Source organism: Silvibacterium sp., from assembly GCF_047605705.1.
Taxonomy (GTDB): domain Bacteria; phylum Acidobacteriota; class Terriglobia; order Terriglobales; family Acidobacteriaceae; genus Silvibacterium.
Map to the genome: position 1 here is coordinate 1 of NZ_JASGFD010000019.1, position 12,966 is coordinate 12,966.

Sequence of the window (12,966 nt, forward strand, 5' to 3'; positions counted from 1 at the left end):
TGGCGCAGTGGCCGAAGGCGATTCGCGCGTGGCGCAGTGGCCGAAGGCGATTCGCGCGTGGCGCAGTGGCCGAAGGCGATTCGCCCTGCACGCAGCAGTCCCAAATCCGAACTCCTAACTAAGCCTCACCCAAACCGGTCCCGGAACCCTCCAAACACCCCTCTTTTCCCCTCATCTTCGCCCTGATCCATGGCCGAATAGCGCCTGTGTCCTGAAACGGCACACCGGAGCCAGCCATGCACGCCGCATCGCCGCACAACCCACGCCGTACCCGGGTCTTCCTCCGGCTATGGATCGCGATGCTCTGCGCTTTGAGGCTTCTCAGCCCGCCTCCCGCGCTTGCCGGTGGCCCGCGCTGGGTCGCTGGCGCTGCCTTCTTCAACGCCTCGGCTCTCGGGCAGCCCATCGTCTGGTCCGGCGGCCGGATCAGCTATTATGTCGACCTTGGCCCGCTCAGCACCACCGAATCGAACGGCGCAGCCACCACGCTGGTCACCAACGCCGCCGCGGTCTGGAACGCCGTCCCCACCGCCGCCGTCCAGCTCACTTTTCAGGGCAATCTCGCCGAGGACGTGAACGGCAGCAACGTGAGCAGCGCCGGCGGCACGCTCTCTGAACCGTCCGACATCGAGCCCACCGCCACCACGCGCCCCGTCGCCGTCATCTTTGACGCGGATGGCTCGGTGCTCACAGCGCTCTACGGCGCCGGAGCCGCCGATCCCACCGTCTGCCCGCAGACCGGCGTCTACTCGCAGGTCGACAACATGTCCGCCGACGGCCACATCGCCCACGCGCTCATCATCGTCAATGGCCTCTGTGCCACCAACGCAGGCATGGAAGCGGTGCTTGAGTACCAGCTCATCCGCGCCTTCGGCCGCGTCCTCGGCCTCGACTGGTCGCAGGCCAACGAAGAGCAGTTCGCCACCAGCTCGCCCACCGACGACGACCTCGCCGGATGGCCCATGATGCATCCCGTCGAGCGGCTATGCAGTGAGAACGCCGAAACCTGCCTGCCCGACCCCACCACGCTGCGCACCGATGACATCGCCGCGCTCAACCGCCTCTATCCCGTCACCACAGCCAACCAGTCGTCGTGGCCGTCGAAACAGCTCACCGCCGCAAATACCGTCACCGTGCGCGGCACCGTCAGTTTTCGCAATGGACAGGGGATGCAGGGTATCAACGTTGTCCTGCAGCCGCTGAACCCGCTCACCGGGCTGCCCGATCTCCGCTATACCGCGACGGCCGTCAGCGGCGCGTACTTCACAGGCAATGCGGGCTCAGTCATCGCCGCCGCGCCCGTTTCGACCGCATATCTGACCGGAACCTTCGGTAGTAACGACACGGCTCTCGAGGGCTACTACGAGATCAGCGGCGTACCACTCCCCGCGGGCGAAACCTCCTCCGGCTATCAACTCACGCTCGAGGCCGTGAACTCGCTTTACACGCAGAAGGAGTCGGTCGGCCCATACGTCACCGGGCAGGTCACGCCTTCAGGAACGCTGCCTACCGTCCAGCTCGGCGCGCTCGCCGCCGGAGCCGACCTCACCCAGGACATTACCATCGATGATTCAGCCGGAGAGAGCTTCTCCGGAAATGACGGCTCTCAGGCTTCGCCCGCCGCGGTGCCGCCTGCTGGAGAATGGACCTCCCGTCTCACCGGCTACGGCCACGCCAGCTGGTTCGCCTTCTCCCCAAAGGCCAACCGCGAGTACACCGTCGAGGCGCAATCTCTCGACGACAGCGCCCAGCCCACCACCGCAAAAGCCATGCCGCTCATCGGCGCATGGAACGCCTCGGACGCCCTCGGCACTACGCCCGACGTCTCCACCACGCAGCCCTTCAACGGCGGCGCAACCGGCCTCAGCTCGCTCGCCGTCGTCACAGTCGCGACAGGCGAAGAGCGCACCGCCATCGCCGATGCCCGTGGCGACGGCCGTCCCGACTATCTTTATCGCGGCCGCATCCTCTACGCCGACTCCGTCCAGCCCAGCTCGCTGCCCGCAGGCGGCGGCCCCATCGTGATCGAAGGCATCGGCTTCCGCATCGATTCGGTCGTCAAGGTCAATGGCCGCGCCGCACAGGTCACCAGCGTCTCGCCCACCGAGATCACCGCCATGGCCCCGGCCTCGAACGGCGCCACCGGCACCGTGCAGGTCGAGGTCGACGATCCCCTGACGCTCGGCGTCACCATCATTGCCGACGGCCTCGCTTACACCGCGCAGTCCGGCGACACCCTCACCCTCATCGCCGCGCCCACCGGCTCCGTCCCGATGAACGTGCCGCAACCGCTCACCGTCCGCGCCATGAACTGGGACGATGAGTGGCCCGCACCCGGAGATGCCGTGACCTTCACCGTCACCGCCGGCACGGCCACGCTCGGCTGCGGCCAGAGCACCTGCACCATCATCTCGAACGTGAACGGACTGGCTTCCACCACCGTGAGCGCCGGCACAACCGCTCTCACGCAGGTCACTGCTTCGCTCGTGAGCGGCGCATCCGTCCTCAGCGAATTCTATGGAGCCGCGCCTCCCTCCATCAGCGCGCTCACGCCTGCGCTCTATCTCGCCATCGGCAGCGCCTTCCAGTGGACACCGCAGGCCCTCGTCCTGAACGCAGGCAGTCCACTCTCCGGAGCTGCCGTGGCATGGACCAGCACTGCTTCTGACATCACTCTCGCCGCCGGTTCCAGCATGACAAACGCAGCGGGCATCGCCGCGCAAACGCTCACCGCCGGGCCATTCTCCTCCGGCGAGACGGAGACCGTCCGAGCCTGCTACGCAGCGGTCTGCGCCCCCTTCACGCTCTATGCCGTGCATCTTGAAACCGCTGTCCTCGCGCCAGTCAGCGGCACCACCCAGCAGACCGCTCCCGGCGTAGGCTTCGCGGCCGTCACGCTCGCAGTCACTGACGCTGTCGGCCATCCCATGGCCGGGGCCGCTGTCACCTTCTACGAAACCCTCCGCGCCTGGACGGCGCCGTGCCCCACGCAGGGCAGCTGCCCGCCTGCGCCGGTCCTCGCCCAGGCCGCCGCGCAGTCCATCTCCGCGGCAGACGGCACTGTCACGCTCACACCCATCAGCCTCGACGGCCAGCCCGGACGCCTCTCCGTCCTGGCCGCCGCAGGTCCCAGCGCCACCTACAGCTTCGAGCTCGACAGCCCACCTCCGACTGAGTAGCGGGCGTCTTTGCGCTGAAGCGCGATAGGCGGAGCGGTACGAACTCCTCTGTGCTCTCCGTGTCCTCTGTGGTGAATGGGTTCTTTCCTTCCCGCCCAAGCGGAGCTTGGACGTGCCACCCTCATCCTCCCGGCTGGAGGAAAACCGCAGGTTCCTCCACTGCGCGAGACAAAAAAACGTTTCGCTTCGGTCGGAATGACAGATTCACTGAGATTCGAGGAAGACCCACCCATAACCAACGGCGTGTCATGGGTGGGGCACCCGGTCTGATCGCGACCAGCGGGAGCGGAGGCGGGTCGCCCTGCGCGAAGCAGCCGGAGGCGGGTCGGGCCACGCGCAGTGGCAAAATGCTGGGACGGGCAATACCCAAAACGCAACTCTCTGACCGAAATGTGTGTCAGATAGGCTTGTAATCTTCGGGACAGGCGCCCAAACGCTCGCAGGCGCCGCAACATCGCTCTTAAGCCCGGGAGATGAGGCTACGATGAACACGAAAACGAATCTGCACGACTCCGCCGCCCGCACCCTCTGGTCCTTTGGACAGAAAGCCATTGCCGGCGCGCTCGTTTATCTGATGATTCCCATGGGCGTTGCCGATATGTGGGCGCAGGAAGCCCCGCCCCCGCCGCCGCCCGACCAGGCCCAACAGGGCTATCCGCAGCAGCCCGGTCCTGACCAGGGAGCGCCGCCCCAGCAGTACAACGCGCTCAGCCCTGAGCAGCTCGACCAGCTGACCGCCCCGATCGCGCTCTATCCGGACGCGCTGGTGGCCCAGATTCTTGCTGCGTCCACCTATCCGACGCAGATCGTCGAAGCCGACCGCTTCGTCCAGTCGCACCCCGGCTATCCGCCGGATCAGCTCGGCCAGATGGTCGACGGCATGCAGTGGGACCCCAGCGTGAAGGCGCTCGTGGCCTTCCCCTCCGTGCTCTCCAACCTGGACCGTAATCTCGACTGGACCAGCCAGCTCGGCAACGCGTATTACAACCAGCCGCAGGATGTAATGTCCTCCGTGCAGGCCATGCGCCAGCGCGCCTACCAGGCCGGCAGCCTGCGCAGCAACCAACAGATCGCCGTCGACTACGCGCCGAGCGAAATCGTGATCGCTCCGGCCAACCCGGCGGTCGTCTACGTGCCCTACTACAACCCGTGGGTGGTGTACGGCGGACCGGTCGTCGCGTGGCCGGGCTACTATGTCGCCACGCCGCCGGTCGGCGTCGCCCTTGGCGTAGGCCTGGCGATCGGCTTCGGTGTCGGCATCGCGATCGGCGCCTTCGGTCATTTCGGCTGGGGATGGCATAGCTGGGGCATGGGCTGGGGCGCACACTCCCTGGTCTTCCAGCGCAATGTCTACATCTCCCGCAGCGTGACGGTCGTGAACCACGGCTACTACGGCCACTTTGACCGCGCTCCCGGAGCCCGTGCCTTCAATGCCAACATGGCTGCCCGCGCCGGTGCCTTCCACGGCGGAGCACCCGGTGGCTTCAACCGCGGCGGCGCTGCCGGCGGGTTTAACCGCCCCGGCGGAGCTGCAGGCTTCAATCGCGGTGGTGCGGAGAACTTCAACCGCGGCGGAGCCGGTGCCCAGAACTTTAACCGTGGAGCCGCAGGCGGCGCGCAGAACTTCAATCGCGGTGCAGCCGGCGGAGCCCAGAACTTCAACCGTGGCGCTGCGGGCGCGGCAGGAGCCAACCATGCTCCGGCCGGAAACGCGGCCCGTCCGGCAGGCAATGCCGCCCAGGGTCACGCCGCCGGTGGAGCTCAGCATGCGGCGCCGGCCTCCCACGGCGGTGGTGGCCATCCCGCAGCCAGCCATAGCAGCGGCGGTCACGAACACCACTAAACCGAACCACGAAAGAATAGCGAAGGGCGGAACCTCCGGGTTCCGCCCTTTTCTTTTCATCCGATGTCGAGAAAGCCTTTTCTTCTCCTATTCCCTGCCCTTTCTTCGCCTTTTTTACGCCGATTTTGGTCCTTGACCGTTTTGTCTGTGAAAATAAACAAAGGAACCCCTCGTTCATAACGAATAAGAGAGACGGTGCTAAACATCTCAGCGCCCAGAAGAGGGTTCCGCGCATCAAGAGGTAAAGAGGAGAGAGGATGAACGCGACAGCGCAAGGAGCAGTACGGATTCCTGCCCTGCAACAGGGTCGGCGCCCCCGTCTGCTTGTTCTGGGAGGCGGTTTTGCCGGTACTCATGTGGCCAAGGCGGCCGCGCATTTGCCCATCGACATCACCATTGTCGACCGACGCAATCACTTTACATTTCAGCCGCTGCTCTATCAAGTAGCTCTGGCTGTACTTTCGCCGGCCAACATCGCATCGCCCATCCGCAGCATCGTAAGCGGCAAGCAGAACGTCGAAGTCCTGATGGACGAAGCCATCGGCTTCAATCTCGACGGCCGCCGCGTGCAGATGAAGAGCGGCGTGGAACTCGAGTACGACTACCTTGTCGTGGCCACCGGCGCCACCCACTCCTACTTCGGCAATGACGCCTGGGCTGCCAATGCGCCCGGCCTCAAGACCATCGAAGACGCCATCGAAATCCGCCGCCGCGTGCTGCTCGCCTTCGAGCTCGCCGAGCGCCAGATGCTCGAGACCGGCTCGCACCCGCCGCTCAACTTCGTCGTCATCGGCGGCGGCCCCACCGGCGTCGAACTCGCCGGCGCCATCTCGGACATCGCCAAGCTCTACATGAAGGAAGATTTCCGCCACATCGACCCGGCCAAGGCCCGCGTCATGCTGGTGGAAGGCGGTCCTCGTATCCTCGCCGCCTACCCCGAAGAGCTTTCGAAGAAGGCTGTTGAGCAGCTCACCGACCTCGGCGTCGAAGTTCACACCAAGATGCAGGTCTCGGACGTCCAGGCCGGCTATGTCGTCGCCAACGGCGAGCGCATCGATGCCGTCGTGACCCTCTGGGCCGCCGGCGTGCAGGCTTCGCCCCTCGGCAAGCTCCTCGGTTTTGAGACCGATCGCCGCGGCTGTGTCGTCGTCAACCGCAACCTGAATCCTCCGAACCGCCCCGAAGTCTTCATCTGCGGCGACCTTGCCCACGTCGAAATCAACGGCAAGCAGGTTCCCGGCGTGGCGCAGCCCGCCATGCAGATGGGCGACCACACCGCCAAGATGATCGAGCAGGACCTCGACGGCAAGCCCCGTACCGAGTTCACCTACTTCGACAAGGGCGATATGGCCACCATCGGCCGCATGGCCGCCGTTGCCAACGTGAAGTGGCCCTTCAAGGCGAAGTGGAGCGGCTTCCCCGCCTGGATCACGTGGCTGATGGTGCACGTCATGTTCCTCGTCGGCTTCCGCAACCGGGTCACCGTCTTCTTCGAGTGGATCTGGAACTACTTCACCTTCACGCACGGCGCGCGCCTCATCACCGGCAGCCAGCAGCTGCCCGGCTGGACCGATCAGCGCGGCGTGCAGCCCGGCGCAACTGGAGCCCTCGATCCGAACTCTCCCGGCGAAGTCTCCAAGGAAAAGGCCGGCGTAGCGTAAGCAGCAACGCCATCTCTGCAGCACAAGAGCCCTGCGCGCAAGCGCAGGGCTCTTTTTGTTGGAACGGGCCAGACGAAGAGACTCGCACCTGCGGCGCTACACCGCGCAGCATCCGCACGCCTCTCGCGTCTCCTCGCTTATTTCTGAGGCAGACACCCTGCGCGGACCAAAGGTCAGCAGGCTCGCGAGCGCCAGTATCCATGCGCCCGCTCCGCCATAGAGCATCACCACGAGAAAGCCATGCGTGAGCGCTGCATGGTAGATTGCGCCGTGCCCATCCAGGGAAGCCTTACCCGCGGCGACGCCTTCCGCCAGAGCATGCAGCTGCGCCGCATCGAGCCTTCCCGACAAGGCACGCGCAAGCGAAGAGCTGACGCCTTCCACGAGAAGAAATCCCATCAGCGCGATATTGATCGCCAGCGTGATCAGCCGCGCGCTGATGTCGATACCGCTGGCCATGCCCGCGCGGCTGCTCGAGACAGCGCCGGTCGTCGTGTTCGTCACCGGCGTATTCGTGAGTCCCAGCCCGACGCCCGCCAGCAGCGAGCCGGGCAGAAGGGTGAGCCAGCTCGCATGGGGCGCGCTCGCGCCATACGCCATCAGAAACAGGCCAAGGCCGATCGTGAACAGACCCGCCGGAATCACCACGCCCGGACGGTACCGCAGCGCGAGGCGCTCCGCATACGGCGGAACCGCAAGCGTCGGCAGCGTGTAAGCCAGCAGCGACAGGCCCGCCGTCATGCTGCCGTATCCGAGCCCGCCCTGGAAATACATCGGCAGATAGATCATGAACGGCCAGAAGCTGAAGTTCATCCCGATGGACCCGAAGATCGCGCCCGAAAAATCACGGATGCGGAAGACCGAGAAGTCGAACATCGGATGCGGCTGCGTTTTTTCGACCAGGAGAAACAGCAGGAAGCTCAGCACCGCGCCGCTCAGGATGCCGATGGCCGCAAGGCTGGTGAAACCGAGATCCGGCCCCTGCGTGATGAAGTACGCCAGGCCGAAGATCGCCAGGGAAAGCGTGACGATGCCTCCCACGTCGAGCTTCTTCGCCTGCGGGTCGTTCGACTCCTGCACTCCGCTCAAGACGAGCACCAACGTGATGGCAGCCACCAGTACATGCACCAGGAAGACCCACTGCCAGTTGGAAACCGCGGCGATCGCGCCTCCGATCAGCGGCCCGAATCCCAGGCCGAAACCGAAGATGATCCCCCACCAGCTAAAGGCGCGGCTTCGCTCCTTCCCTTCGCGGAACTGGTTCGCAAGAATGGCGACCAGGCAGATCAGCATCGCGCCTCCGCCGATCCCCTGCAGAAAGCGGCTGAGGATCAGCACCGTCGCACTGTGCGCCAGCCCGCAAAGAAGCGAGGCTATCCCGAACAGCACGATGCTTATGACAAACATCCGCCTTCGCCCGAAGCGATCCGCAAGCGTGCCGGTTGCCATCAGCACGGTGGTACACGCGATCGTGTATGCATTCATGATCCACTGCATCTGCTTGAGATCGGCATGCAGCACCCGCTCCAGCGTAGGGAGAATCGTCGGCACGCTTGAAATTTCGAGGCCGAACATCAGGGCAGCCAGGCAGACTGCAATCAGGGCAATGGTGTCTTTCCTCACTCGGGACCGGATCATGAGCCCATTCTGAGCGGCTCTGCATTCATGAATCAAACGATTCTTTTTCACCTTACTCAGTAAGATCCGTCATATATTATCCGACTATGGATTTCGATCCCGCCCTGATGCGCGCTCTGTCCGCCGTGAACGAGACCGGCAGCTTTACGCGCGCCGCCCAGCGCCTGCACCTGACCCAATCCGCGATCAGCCATCAGATCCGCCGCCTCGAAGAACAGGTGGGGCGGCCACTTCTGCATCGCACCACGCGGCGTCTCCAGCTGACCGAGGATGGCAACGAATTCCTTCGCCACGCCGAACAGATCCTCGCCTCGTTCGACGCGCTGCAGCAGCGCTTTCAGTCCTCCCGGATCTCCGGAGTGGTGCGCTTTGGCGTTCCCGAGGCGTTCATGAGCGATCGCCTGCCATCACTCCTTGCGCAGTTCTCGCGCAGCTTTCCCGCCATCCGTCTCGATGTAAGCGTGAGCAACTTTCTCGATCTGCAAACCATGATCCGCAGGGGAGAACTCGATCTCGCGGTGGTGCTTTCAAGCGCCTCAAAGCTCAAGGGAACGACGCTGCAGAAGACGCGCTTCCTGTGGGCAGCCGCCGAAACCCTCGAACTGCCACGGGACGGTTCGCTTCCCTTTGTCCTGTCACCGGCGCCCTGCGTCAATCGGCGGATCGCGGTCGACGCGCTCCGGCCGGCCGGCATCGAGTGGCACATCGTCTACACCTCGCTCAGCCAGCAGGGCATCCGCGCAGCCGTCCTCGCAGGGCTCGGCATCACCGTCATCACGCACGACGAGCTTGAGCCCGGCATGAAGATCCTGGGCAGGGAGCACGGACTGCCGCCTCTGCCAGAGGCCGACTACCTCCTCGTCTGGAGCTCGAAGAAAAAGACCGAGGCCGCCGTCGAATTCGGAAAGCTGCTCACCGCCATGTCGCCTCCATCCGCGCGGACGAGAAAGAAACAGCAGCTCATGCAGTAGATAATGCGTTTTGCCGAAGAACCGGGTACTTCACGTCTCGATGCTGAGACCTGGGTTCGCAATTCAGCTCGATACAGAAGTAGCCACACCCGGAGTCAGCCACGTGAGCCTGTCCTCGATCGCCCCAGCCGCAAATGCTGCTGCGATCACCGCGCGCGATTCCGTGAAGTGCTTCCAGCCCTCGAAGTGCGCGGGCACAATTCGCGTCTTCGGAAGGGCCTGCGAAAAGCGCACCGCCTCCTCGGCTTTGAATGTCAGGTGCGCGGGGTTCACGACCACCTTCGCCGCGCCCAGAAACAGGATGGCCACGCGGATCGAAGGAAAACGCCGCACGATCTCCTCCACGCCCTCGAACCAGACCGTGTCACCCGAGACATAGAGCACATCCTCCGGCGCATCGTCGAAGGCCAACAGGAAGCCCGTCACCGGGCCACGATCAGCCTCTGCCGAACCATGCCTCGCCGGAGTGCCGGTCACGTGCAGCCGTCTTCCGCTGGGTGAAGTCAGTGTCGTCGTCTGCCACGGTGCAAGCCCCACCGCGTTGCCTCCACTGCCGGCCCCGTTCAGCCGCTCCGCTGCATCCGGCGTGGTGAGAACCGCACCGGCCTGCGAAAGCAGTTGCCGCCCCGCATGATCCAGGTTGTCGCTGTGATGTTCATGGCTCAGCAGCACTGCGTCGAGCGCGCCGAGCGAAGATGCCTCCACCGCAGGCCCGGCAATCTTGTAGAGCGTCACCGGCCCAGCCGTATATTCATTCCCACCGGCGTCGAAAGTCGGATCGGTCAGCAGGCGCAATCCGCCAAACTCGATGAGAACCGTCGGTCCACCGATATACGTCAGCCGCACATCCTCTGCAATCGACATGGCATTTCCTCCCGGCTCGCAGGATCGCCCTGCGGGCCGCGCATACAAGATGCCACAACTGCACGCAGGGCTTCATCCGGCATCTGTCGCTTCCGGCCGAAGCGAAGGCCCCTGTGGCTCTTCAGAACCGGCGCAAACCCTGCCCCACTATCCCCTGCACCCTCTCCGCAAATAGACTGTTTCCAGAAAACGAGGGCCGCCGCAGTGGAAGCATATCCAGGTCATGCGTACGTAGAACGCGTCGTCGATCTCACCGATCCCAGCGATAACCAGATCCTCAACCAGTCTGTAGAGGACGCACGCGCCGCTGTGCTGGCCAACGATGCCGAGCGTGTCCGCCGCATCTCGGGCTCCTTTGCGCTGCTCGCGCGTGACGGCAAGACTGTACGCATGGCCCGCTCGCTCGACCGCCCCATGCGCTACTTTCTTGCCAAGCGCGCCGAGGGCCCGGCGCTGATCGTCGCTCCGCGCATCGATGCGATCTACAAACAGCTGGAGCTCGAAGGCCTCGCCGGCCAGTTCCATCCCGGCTACACGCGTATGGTGCCCGCGCACTACATCACCGAGCTGCAGCTCATCGGCTGCCCCGATCCCGACCCGACCTATACCCGCTTCTTCACGCCTGTCTCGAACGCGCTTTCGACCGACACCGCCGAGATCGGTCGCGCCTACATCGGCTCGCTTGCAGACGAGATCGCCGAGTGGCTCCAGTCCATCCCCGAGCACGAACCCATCGGCGTCTGCTTCTCGGGAGGCATCGACTCCGGCTCGGTCTTTCTGGTTACTTACCATGTGATGCTCAGGCTCGGCATGAGCCTGAGCCGCCTCAAGGCCTTCACGCTCGACCTCGGCGATGGTCCCGATCTCCGCCAGGCCCGCGCCTTTCTCGATTCGCTCGGCCTCGGTCTCTTCCTCGAAACCATCGAGGCCGATCCCACAACCTTGAACGCCGAAGACACCATCCGCATCACCGAGGACTACAAGGCGCTCGACGTCGAGTCCGCCACCATGGCCCTTGCGCTGCTGCGTGGCATCCGCGCACGCTATCCCGAGTGGAAGCACCTCATCGACGGCGACGGCGGCGACGAGAACCTCAAGGACTATCCCATCGAGGAAAACCCCGAGCTCACCATCCGCAGCGTAGTGCACAACCAGATGCTCTACCAGGAAGGCTGGGGCGTCGGCCGCATCAAGCACTCGCTCACGTATTCGGGCGGCCTCTCACGCTCTTACACGCGCACCTTTGCGCCCGCACGCCATTACGGCTTCAGCGGCTTCAGCCCTTATACCCGGCCCAACGTCATCGCCGTGGCCGAAGCCGTGCCCTTCATCGAGATCACGAACTACAGCGTGCCGCGCCTTTACGAACTCAAGGGTGAGATCGTCGCCGCTGGCGTCCGCGCCCTCACCGGCCTAGACATGCCTGTCTACGAGAAACGCCGCTTCCAGCACGGAGCGCTGCCGAAAGAAGCCATGCAGCGACACCTGCCCATGCGCGAAGCCGAGTACCGCCGCCAGTTCCTCTCGCTCTACCAATAGCCGCCATGGCCGAGCCGTTACAACCCGCATCGTTCAACGAGCGCTACCCCACATCGCCCAGCGGGCGCGACCGCTGGATCGTTGAGCATCGCGGCGCGGTGCTTAATGACGATGGCATCCCCATCGCCGAGCACCGCGCCGCGCTCTCGCCATGGGAACCCTACGGATATTTCCTAGAAGAAGAACCTGCTGCCAACGGCCGCGTCGCGGAATGCGTAACCATCCTGCTCACAAATCGCGAATGCCCGTGGCGATGCGCCATGTGCGACCTGTGGCGCAACACGCTGACCGCCACAGTTCCCACCGGGGCAATCCCCGCGCAAATCGACTACGCACTGAGCAGGCTTCTGCGTCCAGGTGAAAACCCGGGTGCCCCACGTCTCGCTTCTGAGACGTGGGAATCGTCGCAGAGCTCTAGAGAAGCCCGCGGTGACCCATTCAAGCCCGAAGTTGGTTTGAGTGGGGAACACAGGATTCAGGGTGTAACACCCGCCACACCCTACACCCCAAACCCTACCCCCTCGCAGATCAAGCTCTACAACGCAGGTTCCTTCTTCGATCCCCGCGCTATACCGTCTGAAGACGACGAGGCCATCGCCGCACGCCTCCGGCATTTCGATCGCGTCATCGTCGAATGCCATCCGGCCCTGCTCGGGGACCGCATCGGCGACCGCTGCCTGCGCTTCCGCAGCCTGATACCCGGCAGGCTCGAAGTCGCCATGGGCCTCGAAACCGTACATCCTGAAGCGCTCGAAAAGCTGAACAAGCGCATGACTCTTGCGAGCTTCCGCGCTTCTGCCGACTGGCTCCGCGAAAACGACATCGACCTGCGTGCCTTCATCCTCGTGCAGCCGCCATTTGTGCCGGCAAGTGAGGCACTGCACTGGACCTGCCGCTCGCTCGACTTCGCCTTCGACTGCGGCGCCACGGCGGTATCGCTGCTCGCCACCCGCGGCGGCAACGGCGCGATGGAGTCGCTTGCAGCCGGAGGTCACTTCCTCCCGCCATCACTCGCAAGCGTCGAAGCCGCCTTCGACTATGGCCTCAGTCTGCAACGCGGCAGAGTCTTCACCGATACGTGGGATGTGCCAAAGTCCGCGGCCTGCGATGGCTGCAGCGAAGCGCGCATCGCACGCCTGAAAGCCATGAACCTCTCGCAACAGATACAGCCGCGCATTGCCTGCGAACACTGCAACACCATCGCTCCGTAAACCAGCACGAAAACGGGTGCCCCGTCCAAGCTCCGCTGCTTGGGGTGGGAGAACGCAAAT

Annotated in this window: 8 protein-coding genes; 6 read left to right on the forward strand and 2 right to left on the reverse strand. The window is 64.3% G+C overall.

The features are described from left to right. Positions 1-236 precede the first annotated feature (236 nt). The 3 genes from QM649_RS08880 (at position 237) to QM649_RS08890 (ending at position 6,683) form a co-directional block, all read left to right on the forward strand. Positions 237-3,179 carry an IPT/TIG domain-containing protein gene (locus tag QM649_RS08880; protein ID WP_415198674.1) on the forward strand — a complete coding sequence of 981 codons (2,943 nt, stop codon included), beginning with the start codon at positions 237-239 and terminating at the stop codon, positions 3,177-3,179. Positions 3,180-3,663: 484 nt separating this feature from the next. After that, on the forward strand, positions 3,664-5,022 hold the full coding sequence (locus QM649_RS08885; protein WP_415198675.1) for a DUF3300 domain-containing protein: 1,359 nt from the start codon (positions 3,664-3,666) through the stop codon (positions 5,020-5,022). Positions 5,023-5,279: 257 nt separating this feature from the next. After that, positions 5,280-6,683, forward strand: a complete 1,404-nt coding sequence (locus QM649_RS08890) for an NAD(P)/FAD-dependent oxidoreductase (protein WP_415198676.1) — start codon at positions 5,280-5,282, stop codon at positions 6,681-6,683. Between the two features lie 96 nt (positions 6,684-6,779). Here QM649_RS08890 and QM649_RS08895 read toward each other — a convergent pair whose 3' ends face one another. Further along, a complete protein-coding gene (locus tag QM649_RS08895; protein WP_415198677.1) occupies positions 6,780-8,321 on the reverse strand; it encodes an MFS transporter in 1,542 nt (513 codons plus the stop codon). Positions 8,322-8,428: 107 nt separating this feature from the next. Between QM649_RS08895 and QM649_RS08900 the strand changes: the two genes are divergently transcribed. Continuing rightward, positions 8,429-9,292: a LysR substrate-binding domain-containing protein gene (locus QM649_RS08900; RefSeq protein WP_415198678.1), complete on the forward strand. Its 864-nt coding sequence runs from the start codon at positions 8,429-8,431 to the stop codon at positions 9,290-9,292. 63 nt (positions 9,293-9,355) lie between these two features. Here the strand turns inward: QM649_RS08900 and QM649_RS08905 are convergent, their stop codons facing one another. Further along, the gene (locus QM649_RS08905; protein ID WP_415198679.1) at positions 9,356-10,156 is read right to left on the reverse strand and encodes an MBL fold metallo-hydrolase; all 801 of its coding nucleotides are present in this window, start codon (positions 10,154-10,156) and stop codon (positions 9,356-9,358) included. A 204-nt stretch (positions 10,157-10,360) separates the two neighbouring features. Here QM649_RS08905 and QM649_RS08910 point away from each other — a divergent pair, with 204 nt between their 5' ends. After that, complete coding sequence (locus QM649_RS08910; RefSeq protein ID WP_415198680.1) at positions 10,361-11,695, forward strand: asparagine synthase-related protein; 1,335 nt, start codon at positions 10,361-10,363, stop codon at positions 11,693-11,695. A gap of 5 nt (positions 11,696-11,700) precedes the next feature. Next, on the forward strand, positions 11,701-12,906 hold the full coding sequence (locus QM649_RS08915; protein ID WP_415198681.1) for a hypothetical protein: 1,206 nt from the start codon (positions 11,701-11,703) through the stop codon (positions 12,904-12,906). Positions 12,907-12,966: the final 60 nt, after the last annotated feature.

Coding starts and splice junctions, on each gene's coding strand:
- QM649_RS08885 (WP_415198675.1), top strand. CDS start 3,664: ATGAACACGAAAACGAATCTGCACGACTCCGCCGCCCGCACCCTCTGG.
- QM649_RS08890 (WP_415198676.1), top strand. CDS start 5,280: ATGAACGCGACAGCGCAAGGAGCAGTACGGATTCCTGCCCTGCAACAG.
- QM649_RS08895 (WP_415198677.1), bottom strand. CDS start 8,321: ATGATCCGGTCCCGAGTGAGGAAAGACACCATTGCCCTGATTGCAGTC.
- QM649_RS08905 (WP_415198679.1), bottom strand. CDS start 10,156: ATGTCGATTGCAGAGGATGTGCGGCTGACGTATATCGGTGGACCGACG.
- QM649_RS08880 (WP_415198674.1), top strand. CDS start 237: ATGCACGCCGCATCGCCGCACAACCCACGCCGTACCCGGGTCTTCCTC.
- QM649_RS08900 (WP_415198678.1), top strand. CDS start 8,429: ATGCGCGCTCTGTCCGCCGTGAACGAGACCGGCAGCTTTACGCGCGCC.
- QM649_RS08915 (WP_415198681.1), top strand. CDS start 11,701: ATGGCCGAGCCGTTACAACCCGCATCGTTCAACGAGCGCTACCCCACA.